Source organism: Bradyrhizobium sp. 137 (assembly GCF_023074095.1).
Lineage (GTDB): Bacteria > Pseudomonadota > Alphaproteobacteria > Rhizobiales > Xanthobacteraceae > Bradyrhizobium.
Genome location: NZ_JADPKU010000005.1, coordinates 70610 through 93761, shown reverse-complemented (window position 1 = coordinate 93761; position 23152 = coordinate 70610). Strand labels below are relative to the sequence as shown.

Here is a 23152-nt window from a genome sequence, read left to right as displayed (position 1 = left end):
TCCGCCACTCTATGTCGGAAATTTCACGCTCCGCATCACAAATCTGGAGCAAAGGGAGCGCCGGGTAAAAATAGCAATTTCGTGGCCTGAAACACGCTGGGCGTTTTCAATTTGTGTCACCATACCCCCGCCGTCGCGAAATGACGTGAGGCCCCTATACTGCGGGACGACGTCGATTGGTCGCAGGAGAGGCTTTCGATGCGGACGATTCTGGCTGGCTCGGCTCTCGTGGGTTTGGCGTTGTGCAGTGCAGTTGAAGGCGCAGCCCGCGCCGCCGAGCCCTCGCCGGAGCTGATCGCCTACGGCAAGACGCTGGTCGAAGCCGGCAACTGCGCGGGCTGCCACACCGCCGATCCGGCAAAGCCGTTCGCCGGCGGAAAGCGCATCGATACGCCCTTCGGTGCGATCTACGCGCCAAACCTGACGCCAGACCGCGACGTCGGGATCGGCGCCTGGACCGATGCCGACTTCACGCGCGCCTTGCGCTATGGCCTCGCGCCTGACGGTTCGAACTACTACCCGGCGTTTCCCTATCCCTATTTCACGCGGATGACGAAGGACGACACGCTGGCGATCCGGGCCTATCTGGGAACGCTGGCGCCCGTCGCCAACCGCAACAAGCCGCCGGAGCTGCGCTGGCCGTTCGGTTATCGCGGGCTGATGCGGGTGTGGAACTATATGTACTTTAAGCCCGGCCTGTTCGAGCCGGACCAGAGCCAGAGCGCCGCGTGGAACAGAGGCGGCTATCTCGTCACCGGTCTCGGCCATTGCGGCGCCTGCCACACGCCGAAGAACTATTTTGGCGCGGACAAGCAAGCGCAGGCGCTGTCCGGCAACGAGGTCGGCGGTTGGTATGCCCCAAGGCTCGACGGCGCCGCGCGCACCGGGCTGAAGTCGTGGAGCGCCGACGATATCACCGAATATCTGCAAAGCGGCCGCAACGCCAAAAGCCATGCCGGCGGGCCGATGGCGGAGGTGATCGTCAACTCGACCTCGAAGATGAGCGATGCCGACGTGCGTGCGATCGCGGTCTACCTGAAGAGCCTGCCGCCGGCGCGGCGCGAGACCATCGTGACGCCGGCTGACGTTGCCGAGATGAAGGCCGGCCAGGCGGTCTACGCAAAGCTCTGTGTCGCCTGCCACGAGGCCGACGGCACAGGCAGCCCACGGATCTATCCGCCGCTGCCCGGCAACGCCCTGCTGCAATCGGTCAATCCGTCCTCCACCTTGCGCATCATCCTCGATGGCGCCCACACCGTGACGACGGCGCGCGCGCCCAACACCGCCGAGATGCCGGCCTATGCCAAGCAATTGTCCGACGACGAGATCGCGGCAGTGACGAACTACATCCGCAATTCCTGGGGCAATGCGGGCCCAATGGTGACGCCGGCGCAGGTGGCAAAGGCGAGGAAGGAAGAGCCGTAAATCCGCGCCGTCGCCTTCTCTCGGTCATTGGCGAGCAATCCAAAGTCTTTCGCGGAGGGATTCTGGATTTGCTTCGCGGAGCCTGTCATCGGGCCGCGCTTCGCGCGTCGGCCTCTCGCAAGCGGAGCGAGGCGAAGAAAGCGCGCTATTTCTTTTCATCCCCGGTGAACACGAATTTCGGCATCTCCCATCTGTAGCGGACCGCGAGCAGACGGAAGCTGAGGCCGAGCACGAAGGTCAGGATCGTCCAGAGCTCGGCATTGAGATTGAGAGCGAAGGCGGTGGCGTAGAACAGCCCGGTCACGACCGAGACGCTGGCGTAGAGTTCGGATCGGAACAGGAGCGGCACGTCGTTGCAGAGCACGTCGCGCAGCACGCCGCCGGCGCAGCCTGTCACCATGCCCGAGACGATCACGATCGGCAGCGAGGCATCCATCTGCCAGCCGACATTGCAGCCGATCATGGTGAAGACGACGAGGCCGATGGCATCGAGAACGATGAAAGCGAGGTGCAGCCGATGCACCAGCCGCGCGATCAGGATCGTCAGCAGCGCTGCCCCGCCCGGCAGCGCGAGGTAGATCGGGTTGGCGACCCACACCAGCGGATAGTGACCGAGAAACAGGTCGCGCAGTGTGCCACCGCCAAGCGCGGTCACGCAGGCGAGAAGACAAACGCCGACATAGTCCATGCTCCCTCGACCGGCGGCCAGCGCGGCCGTCATGCCCTCCGCCGTCAAGGCGACCAACGCCAGAAGATGCAGGACGCCGTCCGTCGGCGGCAGGCTCCACATGGATTTGTTCTCCCTCTGTGGAACCTGGTCCACGGTTCCCGTAGACAAGGTCCTGATTCCCGCGGCGGGAGCAACATGCGACGAAAGCATAAAGCGCCGGGAACGGAATCTCGCATCCACGGGTTGTCCCGCGGCAATAACCCGAGGAGACCAATCGATGGCTGACGACCGTTTTCCCAACGATCCGTACCGCCCGAACCTCGCCGACGATGAGTATCTTCGCGCGGCGCGCCGGGATGCCGACCTTCAGGCCGATCCCGAGCTTGGCGAAGGCCCCGCCTCCAGCGGCAAGGTTGCGCTGTTCGCCGTTGCGATTGCGCTGGTGCTGGGTGCCGTGTTCTACGGCCTGAACAATACCAGCACGACCAACCAGGCCAGCAACGCGCCGACGTCGCAGACCGCGCAGACGCAGCCGACCAATCCGACCGCGCCTCCCGGCATGCGCGACGTGACGCCGCGCAACAACACCGGGCCGGGCGTGACCACGGGTGCAGCACCGAGCAAGCCGGCGCCCGATACGCAGACGCCGTCTGACGGCGCGAAGTAAAAGTAACACGATAGCTCGCCCGCTGACCTGGCGGGACCCAGCACTCCGAGACCGTCGTGGCCAAATCAAAAGCCGCGGCGTACTGGATGCCCGGCCCGTGCGCAATTGCGCACTAGGCGGGGCAGGACACCGAGAGGCTACGAGAGCGGCGGGACCCAAAAAGGTCCCGCCGCTTTTCCTTTGGGTCAGCTGAACATCTTGTTGAGCTCGCCGCCGCAATAGCCATTGCCGAGCTCGGTGAAGGTCCCCTGCTCCGCCATTTCCTTGGCCGCGCGCATGAAACCGCCCCAGGCGGCGCGGGCGAGCGATCCGCCGACGCTGATGCGACGCACGCCGAGATCGGCCGCCTGCTGCAACGACAGGCCGGAGCCGCCGACCAGGAGATTGAACGGTTTTGGATGCACCGCCTTCACCACCGCCGCAATGTCCTCGCGGCTCTTCAGGCCCGGCGCATAAAGGCAATCAGCGCCGGCGTCCGCGTAGGCGGTGAGCCGGTCGATGACGAGCTTGAGATCGGTCGCGCCCCAAAGATAAGCCTCGCAGCGGCCGACCAGCAGCGTGCCGCTGTCGCCGATCGCCTTGCGCGAGGCCTTGATCCGCTCGACCGCGAGCGCGCGGTCGTAGAGCGGCTTGGCCTTGTCACCGGTGGAATCCTCGATCGACAGGCCGGCAACGCCGGTGCGGACACAGCGCTCGACATTGTCAGCGACCTTGTCCGGCTCGACGGCAAAGCCGCCCTCGAAATCCGCATTCACGGGAATGTCGACGGCGGAGCTCAATGCTGCCAGATGCTGACAGACCTCCTCGACGCTGACGTGATTATCGGCCTTGCCGATGGTCCAGGCAAAGCCCGCGCTCGATGACGCAATCGCCTTGAAACCGAGATGCTGCAACGCCTTGGCGCTGCCGACGTCAACCGGATTGGGCAGGATGAAGCAGCCGCTCTCGTGCATCTTCCTGAACGTCGCGCGCTTGTCAGCGGTTGTCACGTGCATGTTTCTCTCCCTTATTGGCCGCGAAGACATAGGCGCGCATTCAGGGCAGCGCTAGTGCGCGCCCGGCAGCACTAGTGCGCGCCCGGCAGCGCAAGTGCGCGCCCGGGCAGCGCTAGTGTGCATCGTGCACGGCGCGGCTGTCCTTCGGCGCCTGCTCGCGATCATTCATGCCGTAGTCACGGATGACGCTGGCGATGCGCAAATGATAATCGGCGAAGATCTTCGCCCTGCCTGTGGCCTGGGTACGGCGATGCTCCATCGTGTTGCGCCAGGCTTGCACGGCCGCCTCATCCCGCCAGAACGATACCGACAGGATCTTGCCCTTCTCGGTCAGGCTCTCGAAGCGCTCGACCGAGATGAAGCCGTCGATGGTTTGCAGGATGGGCTTCAGATCGGCCGCGAGGTCGAAATAGTCCTGGCGGTGTTCCGGCTTCGGCCAGACTTCGAAGATCACGGCGATCATGGGCGTCTCCTGCTAACGATGTCGTGGCCTACAATACCACCTTGCGCAGGAAGGTGCGCTCTTCCGCGAGGATGAACTTGTTCTCCTCGGCGAAATGGAAGTTCGCCATGCCTTCGGCGTCCTGCCGCAGCCGCGCCCGATAGGCTTCATAGGCGGCCAGACTCTCGAAGGTGATCAGCGCGAAGGCGATGTTGTTGGTGCCCTCATGCGGCATGAAGTAGCCGATCAGGTCGCCGCCGCATTTCGGGATGATGGTGAGCCAGCGTTTCGAATATTCCTCGAATTGGGCGCGCTTGAATGGATCAAGCTGGTAGCGGATGAAGACGGTGATGGACATGATGGGCTCCTGTGTTTCCGTCGTCGTTGCGAGCGCAGCGATCACCAAAGTCAGCCCCTCACCCTGAGGAGCCGCGTGCGCGGCGTCTCGAAGGGCGAGGCCACCATCCGGGCCTTCCTCCTTCGAGACGCGCGCAAAGGCGCGCTCCTCAGGATGAGGGTTAAGTAGTGAGGATCGCTTCGCCGTCGTTCGCAATGACGATTTGGTGAAAACCTACCTCCTTGCCGGACGTTGATGCTTCGGCTACCATCGAAGCATGAAATCAGGTCCTGACATCGCCATGGTCGCCTCCCTGGTCGGCGATCCCGCGCGCGCCAACATGCTCACCGCGCTGATGAACGGCCGTGCGCTGACCGCGAGCGAATTGGCACAGGAGGCCGGCATCACGCCGCAGACTGCGAGCTCGCACCTGTCGAAGCTCGAGGCCGGCGGCCTCGTCGAGCCGGAGAAGCAGGGCCGGCATCGCTACTACCGCCTCACCGATGACGACGTCGCCGGCGTGCTCGAGGGCCTGGCGGGGCTTGCCGCGCGGACCGGCCACATGCGCGTGCGCACCGGGCCGAAGGATCCGGCGTTGCGGCGCGCGCGGATCTGCTACGACCATCTCGCCGGCGATCTCGGCGTGCAGATGCTCGACACCATGCGCGCGCGGCAGCTGGTCAGGCAGAAGAAGCAGGAGATCGAGCTGACGGCGGAGGGCGAGCGCTTCCTCGCCAAGCATTTGCAGATCTCGCCCGACATGCTGACCCATCCGCGCCGCCCGGTGTGCAAGGCCTGTCTCGACTGGAGCGAGCGGCGGCATCATCTCGCCGGCACACTGGGGGCGGCCATGATGCAGCGCTTCGCCGAACTCAAATGGGCCGCACGCGACGCCACGCCCGGAAGCCGCGTTGTGAATTTCACCCGCACCGGCGAGAAACAGTTCGCTGCGCTGTTCGGGAATGGCAAGGACTGATCACGAAGCTGCGTGACGGCACACAATGCCGTGTGAACTCCCATTGTTGTCATGGCCGGGCTTGACCCGGCCATCCATCACTTTATGCGCACTGTCGTCCCGGGGCGATGCGGTGCAGCGAACTCGGAACCTCGAGATTCCGGGGTCGCGTCGTCGACGCGCCCCGGAATGACGGCTCCAAACACGAGACCCCCAATGAACCGCTTCCTCCGGGCCGCGCTCTGCGCCGCCCTCCTCGCATTCCCGCTCACATCCGCCCGCGCCGCCGACACCGCGCCGCGCGAGCCCTATGGCGCCGCGCTCGAAGGCTTTGCCTATCCCTATCCCGTGCACCTCTTGCCGCTCGTCAATGACGGCGAGCAGCTCAGCATGGCCTATATGGACGTGTCTGCCGCGGAGCCGAACGGCCGCACCGTGGTGCTGCTGCACGGGCGTAATTTCCCGTCAAGCTACTGGGCCCCCGTGATCAAGATGCTGAGCGAGGCGGGTTATCGCGTGGTCGTGCCGGACCAGGTCGGCTTCGGCAAATCCTCCAAGCCGCAGGGTGAACTCCATTTCGACACGCTGGCGCGCAACACGATTGCGCTGCTCGATCATCTCAAGATCGACAGGGCCGAGATCGTCGCTCATTCGCTCGGCGGCATGCTCGGTGTGCGCCTCGCCCGCGCCTATCCCGACCGCATCGCCCATCTGGTGCTGACCGCGCCGATCGGACTGGAGGACTACCGCCTCTACGTGCCGCCGACGCCGACCGAGAAGATGATCCAGACCGAGGACAAGCTCACGGCGGACGGCTATCGCAAGCAGCTCCAGACCAACTATTCGATCAAGCTGCCGCCGGAGGCGATCACCCCGTTCATCGATGCCCGTTTCAACATCAAGGGCAGCCCCGATTATCCGCGCTGGCTGCGCGCCTTCGTCAGCTCCGGCCAGATGATCTATCGCGAGCCGGTGGCACACGAGATCCCGCTCATCACACTGCCCACGCTGTTTGTGATGGGCGCCGACGATCACAACGCGCCGGGACGAGTGAGCGCGCCGGAGGCGCTGCGCGCCAAGATGGGGCAGAATGCCGAACTCGCGAAAGCGTTCGCCGCAAAGATGCCGAATGCGCGGGCCGAGGTGATCCCGGACACCGGCCATCTCGTCTTCCTGGAGGCGCTGGAGAAGTATCGGGAGCTGGTGCTGGAGTTTCTTGGCCGCTAGTGCCGTCGCCATCGCGTGAAGCGGCATGCGGAGCAATGTTCATGCCGCATTCAGGTCATGATTGGCAGGCTTGGATCGCGATGTGTCGGCACGTCCCCGATTTAACGTGTCGAATCGTGTCTGTTGATTCATTGTTCGCCGCAAGCGCCATCCCCTAAGCCTCTCCCGAAGGACCAGAAGGAAGATCAAATGAAATACCTGTTCGCCGCCGTCATGCTCGCCAGCGCGGTCGTCGGTTTCAGCGAAGCGGCCAGCGCCGCCGGCGGCTGCGGCCCCGGCTGGTATCGTGGCCCCTATGGCGGCTGCCGTCCGATGCGCGGGGCAGTCGTTGTGCGCCCCGCGCCCGTAGTGGTCGCCCCGGCGCCGGTCGTCGTGGTGCCCCGCGCACGCGCGTGCCCCTATGGCTTCCGCTGGTACGCCGGCCGCTGCCGTCCGTTCTGATCCTTTCGCATTGCAAAATGGCCGCGCGGGACCGCCTGCGCGGCCAATTTCGTTTTGGCGCTAGTCGACGGTGTCCCTTGAGCGCGAGACGGGGACCGCCAGCGGCGATCCCCGGTCCAATTCGCGGTTGCCGCGGGCTTACCAGTAACGGCGGCGGTGCCAGCGCCGGCGACGCCAGCCCCAATGGCGGTGGCGCCAGCCCCAATGCCGGCCGCGCCCACGCCAGTGCACCTGCTCAGGTTTCGCCTGCCCGGCTTCTTCGCTGGTAGTGACTGCGGGATGAGCGTCTGAGTGACCTTGCGGCATGCGGGTGGGATCAGCGAGTGGCTGCGGTGACAGCGGCGCGGCCTGCACGGTCGCAGCGAAGGCGGCGGCTCCCGCCGTCACCCCCAGTGCAAGTTTCAAAAAATTTCGGCGCTCCATGACTTCTTCCTCTTGGATCATCGTGCCCGTGATGCCGAGTAAGTCTCGCGGTGACGACATGAACCGAAGCTGAATCATGCGTTCAGTTTCGATGAGAAGCGGACGGTATCGCCTGTCGCCTACGTCGCGAACTCCTGCGCCAGCACCAGCGTCTCGCGCGTGCGCCTCACTTCGGGCCAGTCGCGGTTGAAGTCGGCCGTCAGGCGCTTCAGCGCATCACCTTTCAGCATCGCCGCGAGCTTCGCCTCGTCATCGAACTGATACATGGCCTGATGCAGCGAGGGATCGTCCAGGCTCCAGAACCGCCAGGCCTTGGCTACGCCGAACGCCCTCACCGCATCGGGCAGATGTTCCGTCTCGTACCATCTGTCGAAGGCGGCGCGCTTGCTCGCGTCGGTGAGGGTGGCGCGGACGACGAAGAACGCTGATGGCATCGGGTTTCCTCCCATTGTTTGAGCGAAGACTAGCCGCTTCACTCGCCGGCGACAAAAACAGTTGTCACCGGTGTCGGAATGCGTGCCCTTTGCTCGTCCTTGGTCTGAGCCAAGATACGGAGAGACGACATGGCCGACCTCACGCTGACCACCTTCGACTGGGTTCCCGAGATGCCCAGGGGTTTCGTGCGCGACCTCCGTGTGCGCTGGGCGCTCGAAGAAGCCGCTTTGCCCTATCGCGTCGCGAGCGTGCCGTTCGAGGACCGCGGCGCCGCACATCTCGCGCACCAGCCCTTCGGCCAGGTGCCGTGGCTGACCGATGGCGACCTCTCGATCTTCGAGAGCGGCGCGATCCTGCTGCATCTCGGCGAGCGCAGCGACAAGCTGATGCCATCGGATCCGCGCCGCCGCAGCCAGGCGACGAAATGGGTGTTCGCCGCGCTCAATTCGGTGGAGATGGCGAGCCTGCCCTGGGCGATGCTGAACTTCATGGGCAATGCGGACGGCACGCCGGGATGGAAATTCCTAGACGGGTTCCTTACGGTTCGTCTCAAGCATCTCGAACCGGTGCTGGCCCGCCGCGAATGGTTGGCGGGGTCCTTCTCCGTCGCCGACATCCTGATGTCGGACGTGCTGCGCCCCGTCGACCGTTTCGAGGGACTTGCGAACCACCCGGCCTGTCGCGCTTACCTCGCCCGGGCCACGGCCCGCCCGGCCTTCCTCAAAGCCCGCGCGGACCAAATGGCGCATTTCGCCGCGGGGGATGCGGCCCGCCGAGCGTGACCTGCCGCACATCATTAACCCGGTGGTAAGCGTACGCTCATAGCCATCGGAACGAAGCAATTTGCCTCAAATTATTCGAGGCGAAAGGTGACCCATGGCCCGTATCGCGTATCTCAAAGAACAGATTGCCCGCGCCGAGCGCTTGGCAAAGGCGATCCTCGACCAGCAAACCGCGGAACGCCTTCAGGCCTTCGCAGCCGAATGCCGCGCGGAGTTGCAGGTGCTGACGCTCAGGACTGCGGCGTAGGGCGTGCGACGCGTCGCGTCACACCAGCTTCAGCGGCGTATCGGCAACGACGCGAAGATCGATGCTTCCGATCAGCGCCGAACGACGCGCCTCCGCAGCACTGATGGCCTCGTCCGTCTGCCGCAACGTGCTGACGTTCGAGCCGAGCGAGACGATCCCACCCAACACCAGAGCGATCGATCCGAGCGCGGCGGTCTGGCCTAATCCCAACAGACCGAGGATCGTGACGAGCAGCAGCGCGGTCCCGCCGCCGATGGCGATCTTGGACGCCAGAATGTATTTCCGGCACCGCTCGGCAATCTCGGCGAGCGCTTCGATCCGCGCCTCGATATCGGAGATCTCATCGATCGGATCGTCTTCGGTCATGCGAATTCAGAAGATATTGGTAACCCGCATCAGCGAAGCGAGATGCGGGGCTTAGGCAAAGATCCGGATGTCGCTGCGCGCATCCGGGCTGTGTGCGCTCACAACGGCAAATTGTCGTGCTTCTTCGCCGGCATTTCCGTCTTCTTGTCCTTCAGCATCGCCAGCGCCCGGGCGATCCGCTTTCTTGTCGAATGCGGCATGATGACGTCGTCGATGTAGCCGCGCTCGGCGGCGATGAACGGCGATAAGAACCGGTCTTCGTATTCCTTGGTTCGCGCCGCGATCTTGTCGGGGTCGCCGATGTCACTGCGGAAGATGATCTCGACCGCGCCCTTGGCGCCCATCACCGCGATCTGTGCGGTCGGCCAGGCGTAGTTCATGTCGGCGCCGATCTCCTTGGAGGCCATGACGTCGAAGGCACCACCATAGGCCTTGCGGGTGATGATGGTCACCAGCGGCACGGTGCATTGCGAATAGGCGAACAGCAGCTTGGCGCCGTGCTTGATCAGGCCGCCATATTCCTGCGCGGTGCCCGGCAGGAAGCCCGGCACGTCGACGAAGGTGACGATCGGGATGTTGAAGGCGTCGCAGAAGCGGACGAAGCGCGCCGCTTTCCGCGACGCATCAGAGTCGAGCACGCCGGCCAGCACCATCGGCTGGTTTGCGACGAAGCCAACGGTGCGGCCCGCGATGCGGCCAAAGCCTGTGACGATGTTCTTGGCGAAGGCCTCCGCGATCTCGAAGAAGTCGCCCTCGTCCACGACCTTCAGGATCAATTCCTTCATATCGTAGGGCTTGTTCGGATTGTCGGGGATCAGCGTGTCGAGCGACATGTCGATGCGGCCGATGTCGTCGAAGCTCGGCCATTCCGGCACGCCGTCGGTGTTGTTGGATGGCAGGAAGTCGATCAGACGGCGCATCTGGAGCAGCGTCTCGACGTCGTTCTCGAAGGCGCCATCCGCGATCGAGGAGCGCGTGGCGTGCACCGAGGCGCCGCCGAGCTCTTCGGCCGTGACGACCTCGTTCGTTACCGTCTTCACGACGTCGGGGCCGGTGACGAACATGTAGCTGGTGTTCTTCACCATGAAGATGAAGTCGGTCATTGCGGGTGAATAGACGTCGCCCCCGGCGCACGGGCCCATGATGACGGAGATCTGCGGGATCACGCCCGAGGCGAGCACGTTGCGGCGAAACACGTAGGAATAGCCGGCCAGCGCGGCGACTCCCTCCTGGATACGGGCGCCGCCGGCGTCATAGAGGCCGATGATCGGCGCCCGCGCCTTCATCGCCATGTCCTGCAGCTTCGTGATCTTCAGCGCGTGGGTCTCGGACAGCGAGCCGCCGAACACGGTGAAATCCTTGGCGAAGACGAAGGTCTTGCGGCCATTGACGGTGCCCCAGCCGGTGACGACGCCATCGCCCGGGATCTTGTTCTTCTCCATGCCGAACTCGGTGGAGCGATGCTCGACGAACATGTCGAATTCCTCGAACGATCCCTTGTCGAGCAGGAGCTCGATGCGCTCGCGCGCGGTCAGCTTGCCGCGGGCGTGCTGCGCCTCGATGCGCTTCTCCCCGCCGCCGAGCTTGGCACCGGCACGACGATCTTCAAGGGCGTCCAGGATGTGTTTCATTTGCTCCCGCCAGTTCTTAAGCCTTAAGCGATGCCGGGTTCTAACACGGCATTTTGCGGCCCGGAAAGCGCCTTTCGGCGCCGCAGGGCTGCCCTGCCGCAGCGTGAAAGCGCAAGGAATTACAAAGTTTTGCCTGGGAGGCGAGCATGGCCAGGGGCATCGCCAGGACAGGCCGGGTTCGGCTTCGCCCCTCTCGGCGGGAGCGCCCGATCCTGGCCGTCGCCCGCAAATTGCCGTCCAGCCCGGTTGACCAGGCCAGCCGATTCAGGCTTGCTCCGAACCCACGATCAGGCGCCAATGTTGCGTGAGCCGAGTTGGTACGGCGGCGGTCCTCATGTCTGGCGCAAGCATCGCGCAATGTCCACGATGATCGTCCCAGCGCGCGAGCCTGTTGTTGCACCCGATCAAAATCCTGAGAGGAGATCCGATGCCGAGGGCATTCCGCGTTGCTGTGGCGCTCTTTATATCGACTCTGTTCGCGGGCATTGGCGCCAACGCACAATCGCTTCCGAAAGAGGTCGCCACCCGCGCCGAGATCTACCCGATCCCCTCGCTCACCCTCTCCGACCAGCAATTCCTCAGTGGTGATGCGGCGGCCGGCAAGCCGGTGACGGTCGCGGGCGAACTGCGTGTCGCGCAAGGGACCGGAAAACTCCCCGTCGTGGTGCTGATGCACGGCTCGAGCGGCGTCGGCGCCACTACGGAAGCCTGGGTGCACGCGTTCAACGCTATGGGCATCTCCACCTTCGTGATCGACGGCTTTACAGGGCGCGGCCTGACGGTGGTCGGGCCGAACCAGGCCTTGCTGGGCCGACTCAATTTGATCGTGGACATCTACCGGTCGCTGGAGATTTTGGCGAAGCATCCCCGCGTCGATCCTGACCGCATCGTGCTGATGGGCTTTTCACGCGGCGGACAGGCGACGCTCTATGCGAGCCTCGAGCGCTTCAACAAGCTGTGGAATAAGTCAGGCATCCAGTTCGCGGCCTATATCCCGTTCTATCCGGATTGCTCGACGACCTATGTTGGCGATAGCGAAGTCGTCGCGCGACCGATCCGCATCTTCCACGGCGCGCCCGACGACTACAATCCCGTGAAAAGCTGCAGGGCTTTCGTCGAGCGGCTCAAGGCGGTCGGGCGACGTGGTGCTGACCGAATATCCTGACAGTGCACATGGGTTCGACAGCGGCCTGCTCGGCCTCAACACCGTCACTGTGTCCGCCAACGCGCAAACCGTGCGCAACTGCCATATCAAGGAAGGTGACGGCGGCGTGTTGATGAACGGCGATACCAACGCGCCCTTCTCCTACAAGGACGCCTGTGTCGAGCTCAACCCGCATGTCGGCGGCAATCCGAAGACAGCCGCCGAAGCGCGCAAGGCCGTGGAGGAGTTTTTGCAGGTGCTGTTCAAATTGGGGTGAGACTGTTTGCTCCGCCCCAGCTCTCGTAGGGTGGGCAAAGCGGAGCGTGCCCACCAATCACAGTCATGAGACGAAGGTGGGGCACGGCGCTGCGTGCCTTTGCCCACCCTACGGTACTGCAGTTTGTCGCGAGCTCCTCGCAATGGCGAGCCTTACGGCTCCCCTGGCTTGAACGGCTCCTCCTTGCCAGGCGGCACCGTCTCCTCGGCCATTGCCAGCAGCATCGCGACCATCACGTAATTGCCGGCAACTGCAGTGAGATCGACAATCTGCTGGTCGTTGAACACCTTCTTCGCGCGCGCATAAGTCTCGTCGGTGACTTTCTTGGTGGTGGTGAGCTCGGTGACGAAGTCGTAGACCACCGCCTCGTCATCGGCCATCTTCGACGGCCGCTTGTTGGCCTTCAGCTCCGCGATGATGTCGGCCGACAGCCCTGCCTTCGCCGCCAGCGGCGCGTGCGCGTACCATTCCACCTGCGACCGCCATTGACGCCCGATGATCAGGATCGCGAACTCGTTGAGCTTGACCGGGACCGAGGTCTCCCAGCGCAGATAGTGGAACAGGTCGAACAGGCGCTGGCCGAGCACGGGGCTGCGGATCATCGAATTGTAGGGTCCGCCGATGCCGACGCTCGACACCTTCATGATCTGCTCGCCGAGCGGCTTCTGCCTGGCGTCGAGCTGATCCATGGTGAGCTGCGGAAACCGTGGCTCCTTGCTGGTGGCGGGGCCGGCAAACATCGTGGCAGCGAACCAGCCGCTTGCTGCGGCAAGCGTGAGCGACGACAGCCAGAGCGGCGTTGCATTCATTTTCCATCCTCCCGGTTTTCTTTGGCGGGAGGATGCTAGTCGAGCGGCACCAGCGCGGTAGCGCTAGATCGCACCAATATCGGCAAGGCAGGCTTGCGTCAGCGTCATGCGGGCTTCGATGTGGCGTGGCTCGCGGCAGTCGATGTTGAGCGCGAACACGGTGTGCGCTTCGCCTTTCTCGGCCCAGCCCACCATCCAGCCGAGCGACGGCTCGCCGCGCTCAGCACCAAGCAGGCCGGACTTGGCGCGAATGACGCTTTCGCCCACCTTGGTCACCGGCAGGATGTCGCAGACGAGATCCTGGCTGCGCTTGCTGATCGGCAGCGCGCGCCGGCGCAGCCGGTCGACGAAGTCGATCTGCTCGACGGCATCGATGCGCAAGGCCCCGGTGAGCCAGAACTGGTCGATGCCGCCGCCGATGTCGCGGTTGCCGTAGTCGAACTCGTCAACATACTTTTGCATGCGCTGCTGGCCGATGCGGCGCGCGATCTCCTGATAGACCGGCACCGCACTGACTGCAATCGCAGTCCGCAGCGTGTGATCCTTGTTCCAGGCCTCGATCGGACGCTTCACGCCGTCCCAGGGAAACACGTCCTTGTCGGGGTCAGTGACCACACCGGTCTCGAGCGCAATCAACGAGTTTGGAATCTTGAAGGTCGAGGCCGGCAGCTTCCCCTCGCCCGAGCGCTCCTTGTCGCTGGCGACGATCAGATAGTCCTCGACCTTGTAGCCGACGAAGGTGCCCGATGTGCCGAGATCGGTGAAGCGTTTGGCCAAGCTGTCGCGGATTTCGTTGCGCGGCGGCGCGACGTGAGCGAGCGCGCGTGACGGCACGGTGGCGGCTGCGGCAAGCAGACCGAGGGTGGAACGACGGGTCAGCAAGAGCGGTATCCAATGATGATGAGAGTGGTCGCGACAATGCCGCCGATATCTGGTGAAACGATGACAGGTTATTTCTTGAGCACGATGTTTTTTCGGAAGACCGCTCCACACTTTGCGCTAACGCGGTCCTCCGGGGTCCGGATCATGCTCTACCGCCCGCGACCCGAAAGCCGCAGCACGAACACCAGCACTTCGGCGACGGCCTTGTAGAGGTCTGGAGGGATCTCCTCGCCGAGCTCGAGCTTGGAGAGCGCGCCGGCCAAGACCTCGTTCTCCTCGATCGGAATGTCATGGGCCTTGGCGATCTCGACGATCTTTTCACCGATCGTGCCCTTGCCCTTGGCGACGACGACGGGGGCGTTGGTGCCCTTCTCGTAGTGCAGGGCAATCGCAAGCTTGGAGGCGTCGCTCATGTGGCCCGATCCAGGAAATGTCCGGCGCGGGCCGGCGCCGGTTGCGGCGGGGTGCCCTCGCGCACCACGATATCACCGGGCTTGAGCTCGGCTCTCGTCAGTGCCTGGTTGAGTTCACCGATTCCGGCGCGGAGCTGCTGCGCCGTCGCCGGCCGCTCCGCCCACATCCGCACAAAAGTCTTGTCGCCGCTCAGCGTGATCAGCGCATGCACGGGACCTGCCGGCTCGACATTAAGTGAGAAGCGCGCGCGCCAGGCACGCGTGGCGGGATCGGCGGATTCGTTGCCGCCGTCGCGCGAGATCTCGAACTGCGCCATCGCGGTGCCCTGTTGGGTTGCGAAGGGAATTTCGAAACTCCATTGCGGCACGGCCGGGTCGATGCGATGGCCGGAGGCATCGGCGCGATCGGGGAGCGAGGCGACCTGAAGCAATGTCTGCCGCGCGATCGCGGCATCGGTGTCGTCGAGCAGACGGTGCACGGTTGCAGCGAGCGGGGTATCGGGCGCGAGCGATGGCGAGGCGATGGATTGGGGCACCGGCAATGCGCTGCGGAACGGCGGTGGCGTGGTCGCAGGGGTGGCCACCTCGAAGATGTGGCCATCCGGTACGGCCTTGTTGGAGCCGGGCACGTTGCCGATGATCCGCGGCAGGTTCTGCGTCATCTCCTGCAAGAGGCTGGCGGCAAGGCCGGCCGTCACGGTTCGCGGCATCGCCATTTGTGGCGCCTTGGCAGCCATGTCGGCGAGGACCGCGGCCGCGAGATTAGCGCCGCGCGGATGTTGCGCCGTTTGGGCAATATCGGGGGCCGCTGACGACAATGCGGCCTGCGCGGCCTCACCTGCTGCCTGCGCCGGCGCGGCGTTGACCTGCGGTGTGCCCGTGGCGCTGGCAGGAATGGCGGCGCCTTGCGTCTGAGGCGAGGTTGTCCCGAGCGCGGCCAGCGTCTGGCGCAGCACGAGCAACGCCGCTTTCAAATCGGGCGTTGCGCCGGACGCCGGCGTGCGGCCGGCGGCCAGCGAGGCTTCGAGGAAGAGGCCAGACTTTTGGAAGGCAGTCTCGATATCGCCGCCGTCGAGCCCGGCGTTGAGCGGCGTCTGCTGCGCCAGCACGTCCAGCACGGCCTGCTTCAGCCCCGCCGGCAAATCGCTGCCGACGACGACCGCGGCGAGATTGGCGAATAGCGGCGCTTGGCTGCCCTGCCTGGTCACGGCCTCGGCGGACGCCGCAGTGACGGCAATCTGCTCCGCTGGCGTCAGCGTATTGCGCGCAGCGCTCGTCGACGGCGCAAGCGGCGGGCTATCCATCAGCGAGGCCGCAGCCGGCGTCAGCGTAATCTGATCGGACGCCGCCCCGTCTGCCCCGCCCACGACGACGGCGAGCCGGATGGTGCCGTCGTTCTGCGACACCGCGAGCTGGAGATTCTGCCCCGGCGACAACGCCACTTCCGACATCACGTCCATCGAAAGGTTGGCGATTGCGATCCGCACGAGATTGTCGGCGAGCACGCTGACCACTTTGGCGTCGACAACGCTGCCGGCCTGAAGCACGAGATCGGGCGTCGCCGCGTCAGCCACAGGGCTGGCGGCGCTGATCGGAACGATCGAGCTTATCGGCGTCGGCATCTCGAAGGGCCCAGGGAATGCTGGCGCCACCCTAAGGCCGCCTCGTAAACCTCTCGTTAAGGACCTTCCGGTGCTTGCGGCTTTACCGTCGCCAAGACCGTCACGGCGGCCTCGAAATCCCGCAGGCGCGTGGCGCGGCGAGCGGCCGCTTCCTCGTCCACGCCCCATTGGTCGATGTTCCAGTCCTCATCGACATGGGCGGCGGCCCAGACCTGCCCAGCATCGCGCACGCCATGGGCCAGGGCCAGCGCCAGCAGCGCCGAGCCGGTCAACGTTGTCACCATATGGAGCGCCGCGACCGACCAGGCATCCCCCGGCAGCGCGGCGCGCGCGGCCCTGACCGCCTCGTCCGGCTGCTTCACATGCATGATGCCTTCGGACAGGATGAAATGCGCGCCCAGCGTCTCTGCGGCCCAAAACAGCACGGGGTCCCAATGCGCGGCCTCGCGGGCAACCAGCCCTTCGGGGTGGCCGGCGCGATAGAACAACAGGTCGGTCTCGAAGTATTTTGCGAGGTCGTCGCTGACGAGATCGATCCGGTCGATCACACCCTCGACTACACTGTTGGCGATCCGCGTCAGTGGCATGGTCACGGGATCGATCGTCTCGCCCTGTGCCGCCCATTCGGCAGCAACCGCATCGGCGAGCTCGCGCGAGGGAATCAGCACCTGGCGGCCGGAGGGCGTGCGGATCGGCTTGCCGTCGAGGGCGATGGCGAAACCGCCCTCGGCCTCGACTGCGCCGGCATCCTTGTAGAAGCGCTTGCGCAGGGGCGCGCGCGCGGAGGCGCGCGCCGATTCCTGCGGATCCGACGCGGGTTGCCCCGCAGCTTCTTCGAACAATTCGCGCATGTGAGTCTTCGGTCCCGGTCGCTGAGTGCTAAGCTTTCAAAGATAAGGGCGGCGGGCGACAAAGCGAGCGGCAGGCATAAGGGAACTTGCGGGCATTGCGGCCCGTTCGCCGGGCTTCGGCTTGCCGCGGCGCCTAGCCCTACTCCTCCGGCGCGTTCTCGATCGGATCAAACCGGGTTGCGTCGAGCCCGAGCAGATTCCACGATTGCTGCATATGCGGCGGCAGTGGTGCCGTGGCGTCGATCACGCCGCCGCGCGGATGCGGAATGACGATCCGGCGTGCCAGGAGATGCAGACGGTTTTGCAAGCCACCCGGCAGCTGCCAGTTCTCGATGTTGAAATATTTGGGGTCGCCGACGATGGGATGGCCGATATGGGCCATGTGGGCGCGGAGCTGGTGGGTGCGTCCCGTCACCGGCTTCAGCGACACCCAGGTCAGCTTGTTGCCGGCGGTCTCGACCATCGCATAGTAGGTCACCGCGTGGCTTGCACCCTCATCGCCATGCTGGGCGATGCGCATGATAGTGTCGTCCTCGCCCTCCTCCTTCGCGAGAAAGGTCGAGATGCGGCCCTGCTTCGGCTTCGGCAGGCCCGGGACCAGCGCCCAATAGACCTTTCGCGCCGACCGCGAGCGGAACGCGCCGGTCAGATGCGAGGCGGCAAAGCGCGTCTTGGCGATCAGGAGACAGCCCGACGTCTCCCGGTCGATACGGTGCACGAGGCGCGGCTTCTGGCCTTTGGAATCGCGCATCACCTCCAGCATCTGGTCGATGTGCCGCGTCATGCCCGAGCCGCCCTGCACGGCAAGTCCGGCGGGCTTGTTGAGCACGAGCACGTCATCGTCCTCCCAGATCGTCATCTCCTTCAGCGCGGCCAGCGTCTTCTGCGCGGCTTCCGAGAGTGGGCCGGCGGCCTTCGGCGTGTCGAGCTTCAGCGGCGGAATGCGGACGCTCTGGCCCTCCTCCAGGCGGTCCTTGCTGTCGACGCGCTTGCCGTCGACGCGCAGCTCGCCTTTGCGCACGACGCGCTGGATGTGGGAGAACGACAGGCCGGGAAAGCGTGCTTCGAGAAAGCGGTCGACGCGCATGTTGTTCTCGTCGGCCGTGACGGTGACAGTCTGCACCTTGGTCGGCAGCAATGCCTCGACGGACTTTTCCGGCGCGGTCTTTTCCAGCGCAGCTTTGGGTGCGCGCCGCTCGGCGCGCTCGCCTGCAAAGCGCGGCGGCTTGCTCGCTGCCTTGCCGCCCGGCCGCGGCCCCGCTTTCTGCGCGCTGCGCGCCTTGAAGGGACGCGCGTCACCGCGCTCGTCGCGCGAACGGGGCTTTGGGTTCATTCTCTTGATGCGGCGGCTCATGGCTGCCTGCCTATCCCAAAAGAGCCCTTTCGTCACGACGAAATGGCGATTGGGCCTCAGCCACCCCGCTCCTTGCGCAGCTTGGCCCAGTAATCCAGCCGTGTTCTGATCTCGCGCTCGAAACCGCGCTCGGGCGGGTCATAAAAAGTCTGGCGGCCCAGGGCTTCCGGGAAATAATCCTGGCCGGAGAAGGCTTCCGGCGTGTCGTGGTCGTATTCGTAAGCTGCGCCGTAGCCTTCCGACTTCATCAGCTTGGTCGGGGAATTGAGGATGTGTTTTGGCGGCAGGAGCGAGCCGGCCTGTTTTGCCACCTGCATCGCCGTGCCGAAGGCAGTGTAGACCGCGTTCGATTTCGGCGCGGTGGCGAGATAGACCACGGCCTGCGCGATCGCGAGCTCCCCCTCGGGATGGCCGAGAAAGTCGAAGGCGTCCTTAGCCGCATTGGCGATGACGAGCGCCTGTGGATCGGCAAGCCCGATGTCCTCCACGGCCATGCGCACGACGCGGCGGGCCAGGAACAGCGGATCCTCGCCGGCATCGAGCATGCGCGCGAGGTAATAGAGCGCGGCATCGGGATCAGAGCCGCGCACCGATTTATGCAGCGCCGAGATCAGGTTGTAATGGCCATCGGCCGACTTGTCGTAGATCGGGGCGCGGCGCTGCAAAATCTCCTGCAGCTGCGCGGCGTCGAAAATCTCGTCCTTGCGCGCGGCGCGCCAGACTTCCTCGGCGAGCGTCAGCGAGGCACGTCCGTCGCCGTCGGCCATGCGCACCAGAACCGCGCGTGCCTCGGCATCGAGCGGCAGCTTCTTGCCCTCGACCGCCTCGGCATGGGCGAACAGCTTTTCGATCGCGGCAGCATCGAGCGAGCGAAACACCAGGACGCGCGCGCGAGAGAGCAACGCCGCGTTGAGCTCGAACGACGGATTCTCGGTGGTGGCGCCGACCAGGACCACCGTGCCGTCTTCCATCACAGGCAGAAACGAATCCTGCTGGGCACGATTAAATCGATGCACCTCATCGACGAACAGCAGCGTGCCCTTGCCCGTCTCGCGGCGGGCGCGCGCGGCATCGAAGGCCTTCTTCAAATCGGCGACACCGGAGAACACCGCGGAAATCTGCTCGAAATGCAGGTCGGTTGCATCCGCCAGCAGCCGCGCCACCGTGGTCTTGCCGGTACCCGGCGGCCCCCAGAAGATGAGCGAGCCGAGCGTGCGCGTCTCCAGCATGCGCGTCAGCGCACCGTCCGGACCGAGGATGTGGTCCTGGCCCACAACCTCCGACAGCGCGCGCGGACGCAGCCGGTCCGGCAGCGGATGTGGAGCGTCGTGATCGAGCCCCGCCGCGGCGAAGAGAGTTGGCGTCTCCTGTGGTCGCTTCGAACTCATCCGCCTAGCGTGACGTTGATCTGCTGGCCGCCGCGCACCAGCGTGATGCGCCAGATCCGCGACCGCTCGCCGGCAGCCTTCTCGAGGTCCCCGGTCTTGCTGATCTTTTGGTTGTTGACGGCCAGGATGATGTCGCCTTTCTGAAAACCGACATTTGCGGCCGCGGTATCGCCGCCGATATCGGTGATCACGACGCCTTCGGTGTCGGCATCCAGATGCAATTCGTCGGCGAGCGCCGGCGTGATGGTCGAGACTTTCGCGCCCTGGAATGGTGAGCGCGCGGTCACGACGAGCTCGTTGCGGCCGGTGTCGGGGGCAGTCTCCAGCGTCACCGTCAGCTTGACCGGCTTGCTGCCGCGCTGCACGTCGATCTGCGCGGTACCGCCCAGCGGACGGGTTGCGAAGCGGTAGTCGAAGGCATTGGGATCGTCCACGATCTGGCCGTCGATCCCGGTGATGAGGTCGGAGGATTTCAGGCCGGCCTTCGCCGCGGGGCCATTCGGCACCACGCTTGCGACCAGCGCGCCGGTCGGCGAACGCAAGCCGAGGCTTTCGGCGATCTCGGGCGTCACCGCCTGCAATTTTGCCCCCAGCCACGGCCGCTTCACTGCCTTGCCGCCACTCTTGGCGGAAGCGACGACGACGCGCACCATGTTGGCGGGAATGGCAAAGCCGATACCTTGCGAGCCGCCGGAGCGCGAATAGATCGCAGTGTTGATGCCGGCGAGCTTGCCGCTCATGTCGACCAGCGCGCCGCCGGAATTGCCGGGATTGATCGCCGCATCGGTCTGGATGAAGAACTGGTAATCGGTGATGCCGACCTGCGTGCGCGCCAGCGCCGAGATGATGCCGTGGGTCACGGTCTGGCCGACGCCGAAGGGATTGCCGATGGCGAGGACGACGTCACCGACCAGCAATTCGTCGGAATTGGTGAAGTCCAGGGTCGGGAATTTCTCCTTGGAGTCCTTCAGGCGGAGCACGGCGAGATCGGTGCGGGAATCCTTCAGCAGGATCTCGGCCTCGAATTCGCGCTTGTCCGACAATGACACTTTCACCTGGTCCGCGCCCTCGATGACGTGGACGTTGGTGACGACGAGGCCGGAGGCATCGACGATGACTCCGGAGCCGAGCGAACGCTGCATCTGCTCGGGCTGCTGGCCCGGCACGCCGAAGAAACGGCGGAAGATCGGGTCGTCGAGCAGCGGATTGCGGTTCTGCACCACCTTGGCGGCATAGACGTTGACGACGGCCGGCTGCACACGCTGCACGATCGGTGCATAGGACAGCCGCAGCTCGGCCGGCGACGATGGCACCCGACGGTCCTGCGCAGCAGTCGGATTGAAGTGGGCTGAAAACGCTATGCACAGGGCCGCGACGACGGCGCTCCAGGTCGATCGAAACATTCCTACCTCTTGGAAAAGACGCCGGAATATAGGCGCGTTCGCCCGCCAATAGAAGGGCGCCGGGCGGCAATATTCGGCCTCTTCCCCGTGGTGTCCGAGATGCAAGCACAGCGTACTAAGCGGCAATTTGCCAGAGTGATGGATTGGCATGATGCGCGTCATCCACCATTGTAGTGTCGAGCGGATTCGGTTGCGGCGAATTGGCATCAGTGGGAACCGCGCAACCGGGCGCAGCGTCGCGGGGCAGTCATCGATCACACCTAGGCTCCGCCAGCGACTTGGGGAAGTTCGTCAAACGATGGAGTCATGACATGAGCAGAACAAGGATTGCGGCCACGGCGATCGGTCTCGCCGGCGCGCTGGCGGCCTCGCAGGCCCAAGCCCAGACCCAAACGGTAAGCAGCAGCGAGCAGGAGATCGCGCTGTTGAAGCAGCAGCTGAAGATGCTGGAGCAGAAGCTCGACAAGCTCCAGAGCCAGACCGCGGCGAACACGGCGGCTACGGCGAAGGCCAGAGCCGAAGCGAAGGCTGAAGCCAAGGCCGAGGCGCGCTCGGAGGCAAAGGCCGTCGTTGCCAACGCCAATGCGGCAATCCCCGTCAAAGGACCGGCGCCGGCCTCCGGTGTGGTCGTGACGATGCCGAACAACCGGCCAACTGTCTGCACCGCCGACCAGGCCAATTGCGTCGCCATCACCAGCCGCCTGCACTGGGATGTCGGTGGTTATGACTATCGTCCAAACACCGCGGCGACCGTGCCGCAGAAGCTCGACAGCGGCCAGAACGTTCGCCGCGCGCGCATCGGCCTGACCGGCAAGTTCTTCAACGACTGGAACTTCGCGCTGGTCTACGACTTCGGCGGCTCGTCCGATGGATTTGGCGGCGCGGCGCCGGGATCCCTTCCGGGCGGTGGCGTCTCCGGGGTCGAGAACGCCTATCTCAGCTACACCGGCTTGAAGCCGTTCGGCGGACGGATGGCGATCGAGGCCGGCATCATGGACCTGCCCTACACCATGGACGAGGCGACGAGCTCCAACGACATCATGTTCATGGAGCGCGCCTCGCCCGGCGTGATCGCCACCAACATCGCGGCCGGCGACTTCCGCTCCGCAGCCGGTGCGCGCTGGTTCAACGACCAGCTCTGGATCGGCGGCTATGTCACGGGACCGTCGACCGGTGCGATCCACTCCGCGTCGAGCGCGGCACCACCCGGTACCAGCGAGCAATATGGCGCCGTGGCGCGCGTGGCCGGCAATCCGATCAGCGGCAAGGACTATTCGGTGCATATCGGCGCCGACGCGCAATGGCTGATCCAGCCGCCGCGCAACCTGATCGCCAACACGCAGACGGTCACGCTCAGCGACCGTCCGGAATTGCGTCTCGACCCGACCACGCTGATCTCCACCGGCGCTATCGCCAATGCCTCAGGCGCGCAGGTCTACAGCGTCGAGGCAGCGGCGACGTACGGCCCGTTCATCGTTCAGGGTGAGTACTTTTGGTACAATGTCGATCGCACAGCCAATACCGGCGTGCCGCTGGTCGGCGCACCGAGCCTGAAATTCCAGGGCGGCTATGCCCAGGCCGGATACGTGCTGACGGGCGAAGGCCGGACCTACAATGCGGCGAACGCGGCTTATAGCGGCGTCAAGCCGGCGCACCCGTTCTCGCTCGACGGTGGCGGCTGGGGCGCCTGGGAGATCGCGGGACGTTTCTCCACCATCGATCTCAACGACCAGCTGGCAACCGCCAACGGCGTCGCCGGCGGACGGCAGACGGTCTACACGCTCGCGCTCAACTGGTACGTCAACGGCAACGTCCGCTTCATGCTCGACTACCTGCACGGAACTGTGTCACGGCAGGCCTCGCCGATCTCGACCGCCGATGTCGGCTCGAAGTTCGACGCCGTCGCGATGCGCACACAGTTCGCGTTCTGAGGCAATCTCATCCGGGAGCAGAACGATCCGCTCCC

At 64.9% G+C, this 23152-nt stretch carries 24 protein-coding genes and 1 pseudogene; 9 read left to right on the top strand and 16 right to left on the bottom strand.

The window, feature by feature from the left end; translation table 11 throughout:
* The first annotated feature begins 198 nt into the window (after nt 1-198).
* On the top strand, nt 199-1425 hold the full coding sequence (locus tag IVA78_RS01320; protein WP_247276214.1) for a c-type cytochrome: 1227 nt from the start codon (nt 199-201) through the stop codon (nt 1423-1425).
* 145 nt (nt 1426-1570) lie between these two features.
* On the opposite strand, the gene IVA78_RS01315 is transcribed toward IVA78_RS01320, so the two are convergent.
* Nucleotides 1571-2215 carry a trimeric intracellular cation channel family protein gene (locus IVA78_RS01315; protein WP_247276213.1) on the bottom strand — a complete coding sequence of 215 codons (645 nt, stop codon included), beginning with the start codon at nt 2213-2215 and terminating at the stop codon, nt 1571-1573.
* Nucleotides 2216-2372: 157 nt separating this feature from the next.
* Between IVA78_RS01315 and IVA78_RS01310 the strand changes: the two genes are divergently transcribed.
* Entirely contained in the window at nt 2373-2762 is a 390-nt protein-coding gene (locus IVA78_RS01310; RefSeq protein WP_247276212.1) for a hypothetical protein, read from the top strand.
* Nucleotides 2763-2947: 185 nt separating this feature from the next.
* Here IVA78_RS01310 and IVA78_RS01305 read toward each other — a convergent pair whose 3' ends face one another.
* The 3 genes from IVA78_RS01305 to IVA78_RS01295 all read right to left on the bottom strand — a co-directional run bounded on the left by IVA78_RS01305 (nt 2948) and on the right by IVA78_RS01295 (nt 4557).
* Nucleotides 2948-3757, bottom strand: a complete 810-nt coding sequence (locus IVA78_RS01305; RefSeq protein ID WP_247463810.1) for an isocitrate lyase/phosphoenolpyruvate mutase family protein — start codon at nt 3755-3757, stop codon at nt 2948-2950.
* Nucleotides 3758-3869: 112 nt separating this feature from the next.
* Nucleotides 3870-4220 carry an antibiotic biosynthesis monooxygenase gene (locus IVA78_RS01300; protein ID WP_247276210.1) on the bottom strand — a complete coding sequence of 117 codons (351 nt, stop codon included), beginning with the start codon at nt 4218-4220 and terminating at the stop codon, nt 3870-3872.
* 28 nt (nt 4221-4248) lie between these two features.
* Nucleotides 4249-4557 carry an NIPSNAP family protein gene (locus tag IVA78_RS01295; RefSeq protein WP_247276209.1) on the bottom strand — a complete coding sequence of 103 codons (309 nt, stop codon included), beginning with the start codon at nt 4555-4557 and terminating at the stop codon, nt 4249-4251.
* A 256-nt stretch (nt 4558-4813) separates the two neighbouring features.
* On the opposite strand from IVA78_RS01295, the gene IVA78_RS01290 reads away from it, so the two are divergent.
* From IVA78_RS01290 to IVA78_RS01280, 3 genes are all read left to right on the top strand, one after another.
* Nucleotides 4814-5512 carry a winged helix-turn-helix domain-containing protein gene (locus tag IVA78_RS01290; protein WP_247276208.1) on the top strand — a complete coding sequence of 233 codons (699 nt, stop codon included), beginning with the start codon at nt 4814-4816 and terminating at the stop codon, nt 5510-5512.
* A gap of 195 nt (nt 5513-5707) precedes the next feature.
* Entirely contained in the window at nt 5708-6718 is a 1011-nt protein-coding gene (locus IVA78_RS01285; RefSeq protein WP_247276207.1) for an alpha/beta hydrolase, read from the top strand.
* Nucleotides 6719-6907: 189 nt separating this feature from the next.
* A complete protein-coding gene (locus IVA78_RS01280) occupies nt 6908-7159 on the top strand; it encodes a hypothetical protein (RefSeq protein ID WP_247276206.1) in 252 nt (83 codons plus the stop codon).
* A gap of 138 nt (nt 7160-7297) precedes the next feature.
* Here the strand turns inward: IVA78_RS01280 and IVA78_RS01275 are convergent, their stop codons facing one another.
* Together IVA78_RS01275 and IVA78_RS01270 are read right to left on the bottom strand one after the other, a co-directional pair.
* Entirely contained in the window at nt 7298-7582 is a 285-nt protein-coding gene (locus tag IVA78_RS01275) for a twin-arginine translocation signal domain-containing protein (protein ID WP_247276205.1), read from the bottom strand.
* 119 nt (nt 7583-7701) lie between these two features.
* A complete protein-coding gene (locus IVA78_RS01270; protein ID WP_247276204.1) occupies nt 7702-8016 on the bottom strand; it encodes a hypothetical protein in 315 nt (104 codons plus the stop codon).
* A gap of 129 nt (nt 8017-8145) precedes the next feature.
* On the opposite strand from IVA78_RS01270, the gene IVA78_RS01265 reads away from it, so the two are divergent.
* Entirely contained in the window at nt 8146-8799 is a 654-nt protein-coding gene (locus tag IVA78_RS01265) for a glutathione S-transferase family protein (RefSeq protein WP_247276203.1), read from the top strand.
* A 94-nt stretch (nt 8800-8893) separates the two neighbouring features.
* Nucleotides 8894-9046: a hypothetical protein gene (locus tag IVA78_RS01260; protein ID WP_247276202.1), complete on the top strand. Its 153-nt coding sequence runs from the start codon at nt 8894-8896 to the stop codon at nt 9044-9046.
* Between the two features lie 18 nt (nt 9047-9064).
* Here the strand turns inward: IVA78_RS01260 and IVA78_RS01255 are convergent, their stop codons facing one another.
* The gene (locus IVA78_RS01255; protein ID WP_247276201.1) at nt 9065-9412 is read right to left on the bottom strand and encodes a hypothetical protein; all 348 of its coding nucleotides are present in this window, start codon (nt 9410-9412) and stop codon (nt 9065-9067) included.
* Between the two features lie 98 nt (nt 9413-9510).
* On the bottom strand, nt 9511-11043 hold the full coding sequence (locus tag IVA78_RS01250; protein ID WP_247276200.1) for an acyl-CoA carboxylase subunit beta: 1533 nt from the start codon (nt 11041-11043) through the stop codon (nt 9511-9513).
* 427 nt (nt 11044-11470) lie between these two features.
* Here IVA78_RS01250 and IVA78_RS01245 point away from each other — a divergent pair.
* A pseudogene (locus IVA78_RS01245) lies at nt 11471-12464 on the top strand (dienelactone hydrolase family protein).
* Between the two features lie 152 nt (nt 12465-12616).
* Here IVA78_RS01245 and IVA78_RS01240 read toward each other — a convergent pair.
* The 8 genes from IVA78_RS01240 to IVA78_RS01205 form a co-directional block, all read right to left on the bottom strand.
* Complete coding sequence (locus IVA78_RS01240; protein ID WP_247276199.1) at nt 12617-13273, bottom strand: carboxymuconolactone decarboxylase family protein; 657 nt, start codon at nt 13271-13273, stop codon at nt 12617-12619.
* A gap of 63 nt (nt 13274-13336) precedes the next feature.
* A complete protein-coding gene (blaOXA, locus tag IVA78_RS01235; protein WP_247276198.1) occupies nt 13337-14155 on the bottom strand; it encodes a class D beta-lactamase in 819 nt (272 codons plus the stop codon).
* A 149-nt stretch (nt 14156-14304) separates the two neighbouring features.
* The gene (locus IVA78_RS01230; protein WP_247276197.1) at nt 14305-14568 is read right to left on the bottom strand and encodes an EscU/YscU/HrcU family type III secretion system export apparatus switch protein; all 264 of its coding nucleotides are present in this window, start codon (nt 14566-14568) and stop codon (nt 14305-14307) included.
* A complete protein-coding gene (locus IVA78_RS01225) occupies nt 14565-16190 on the bottom strand; it encodes a flagellar hook-length control protein FliK (protein ID WP_247463807.1) in 1626 nt (541 codons plus the stop codon). The genes IVA78_RS01230 and IVA78_RS01225 overlap by 4 nt, the downstream gene beginning before the upstream one ends.
* 56 nt (nt 16191-16246) lie before the next feature.
* Nucleotides 16247-17041: an ATP12 family protein gene (locus IVA78_RS01220; RefSeq protein ID WP_247416832.1), complete on the bottom strand. Its 795-nt coding sequence runs from the start codon at nt 17039-17041 to the stop codon at nt 16247-16249.
* Nucleotides 17042-17180: 139 nt separating this feature from the next.
* Nucleotides 17181-18395: an RluA family pseudouridine synthase gene (locus IVA78_RS01215; RefSeq protein WP_247276194.1), complete on the bottom strand. Its 1215-nt coding sequence runs from the start codon at nt 18393-18395 to the stop codon at nt 17181-17183.
* Between the two features lie 56 nt (nt 18396-18451).
* Nucleotides 18452-19783 carry a replication-associated recombination protein A gene (locus IVA78_RS01210; RefSeq protein ID WP_247276193.1) on the bottom strand — a complete coding sequence of 444 codons (1332 nt, stop codon included), beginning with the start codon at nt 19781-19783 and terminating at the stop codon, nt 18452-18454.
* A complete protein-coding gene (locus IVA78_RS01205; protein WP_247463804.1) occupies nt 19780-21186 on the bottom strand; it encodes a DegQ family serine endoprotease in 1407 nt (468 codons plus the stop codon). The genes IVA78_RS01210 and IVA78_RS01205 overlap by 4 nt, the downstream gene beginning before the upstream one ends.
* A 311-nt stretch (nt 21187-21497) precedes the next feature.
* On the opposite strand from IVA78_RS01205, the gene IVA78_RS01200 reads away from it, so the two are divergent.
* Entirely contained in the window at nt 21498-23117 is a 1620-nt protein-coding gene (locus IVA78_RS01200) for an OprO/OprP family phosphate-selective porin (RefSeq protein WP_247416829.1), read from the top strand.
* Nucleotides 23118-23152 lie beyond the last annotated feature (35 nt).

Bases quoted from the DNA above. Each gene is read 5' to 3' on its own strand.
- IVA78_RS01320 (WP_247276214.1), top strand. From the start codon at position 199: ATGCGGACGATTCTGGCTGGCTCGGCTCTCGTGGGTTTGGCGTTGTGC.
- IVA78_RS01315 (WP_247276213.1), bottom strand. From the start codon at position 2,215: ATGTGGAGCCTGCCGCCGACGGACGGCGTCCTGCATCTTCTGGCGTTG.
- IVA78_RS01310 (WP_247276212.1), top strand. From the start codon at position 2,373: ATGGCTGACGACCGTTTTCCCAACGATCCGTACCGCCCGAACCTCGCC.
- IVA78_RS01305 (WP_247463810.1), bottom strand. From the start codon at position 3,757: ATGCACGTGACAACCGCTGACAAGCGCGCGACGTTCAGGAAGATGCAC.
- IVA78_RS01300 (WP_247276210.1), bottom strand. From the start codon at position 4,220: ATGATCGCCGTGATCTTCGAAGTCTGGCCGAAGCCGGAACACCGCCAG.
- IVA78_RS01295 (WP_247276209.1), bottom strand. From the start codon at position 4,557: ATGTCCATCACCGTCTTCATCCGCTACCAGCTTGATCCATTCAAGCGC.
- IVA78_RS01290 (WP_247276208.1), top strand. From the start codon at position 4,814: ATGAAATCAGGTCCTGACATCGCCATGGTCGCCTCCCTGGTCGGCGAT.
- IVA78_RS01285 (WP_247276207.1), top strand. From the start codon at position 5,708: ATGAACCGCTTCCTCCGGGCCGCGCTCTGCGCCGCCCTCCTCGCATTC.
- IVA78_RS01280 (WP_247276206.1), top strand. From the start codon at position 6,908: ATGAAATACCTGTTCGCCGCCGTCATGCTCGCCAGCGCGGTCGTCGGT.
- IVA78_RS01275 (WP_247276205.1), bottom strand. From the start codon at position 7,582: ATGGAGCGCCGAAATTTTTTGAAACTTGCACTGGGGGTGACGGCGGGA.
- IVA78_RS01270 (WP_247276204.1), bottom strand. From the start codon at position 8,016: ATGCCATCAGCGTTCTTCGTCGTCCGCGCCACCCTCACCGACGCGAGC.
- IVA78_RS01265 (WP_247276203.1), top strand. From the start codon at position 8,146: ATGGCCGACCTCACGCTGACCACCTTCGACTGGGTTCCCGAGATGCCC.
- IVA78_RS01260 (WP_247276202.1), top strand. From the start codon at position 8,894: ATGGCCCGTATCGCGTATCTCAAAGAACAGATTGCCCGCGCCGAGCGC.
- IVA78_RS01255 (WP_247276201.1), bottom strand. From the start codon at position 9,412: ATGACCGAAGACGATCCGATCGATGAGATCTCCGATATCGAGGCGCGG.
- IVA78_RS01250 (WP_247276200.1), bottom strand. From the start codon at position 11,043: ATGAAACACATCCTGGACGCCCTTGAAGATCGTCGTGCCGGTGCCAAG.
- IVA78_RS01240 (WP_247276199.1), bottom strand. From the start codon at position 13,273: ATGAATGCAACGCCGCTCTGGCTGTCGTCGCTCACGCTTGCCGCAGCA.
- IVA78_RS01230 (WP_247276197.1), bottom strand. From the start codon at position 14,568: ATGAGCGACGCCTCCAAGCTTGCGATTGCCCTGCACTACGAGAAGGGC.
- IVA78_RS01225 (WP_247463807.1), bottom strand. From the start codon at position 16,190: ATGCCGACGCCGATAAGCTCGATCGTTCCGATCAGCGCCGCCAGCCCT.
- IVA78_RS01220 (WP_247416832.1), bottom strand. From the start codon at position 17,041: ATGCGCGAATTGTTCGAAGAAGCTGCGGGGCAACCCGCGTCGGATCCG.
- IVA78_RS01215 (WP_247276194.1), bottom strand. From the start codon at position 18,395: ATGAGCCGCCGCATCAAGAGAATGAACCCAAAGCCCCGTTCGCGCGAC.
- IVA78_RS01210 (WP_247276193.1), bottom strand. From the start codon at position 19,783: ATGAGTTCGAAGCGACCACAGGAGACGCCAACTCTCTTCGCCGCGGCG.
- IVA78_RS01205 (WP_247463804.1), bottom strand. From the start codon at position 21,186: ATGTTTCGATCGACCTGGAGCGCCGTCGTCGCGGCCCTGTGCATAGCG.
- IVA78_RS01200 (WP_247416829.1), top strand. From the start codon at position 21,498: ATGAGCAGAACAAGGATTGCGGCCACGGCGATCGGTCTCGCCGGCGCG.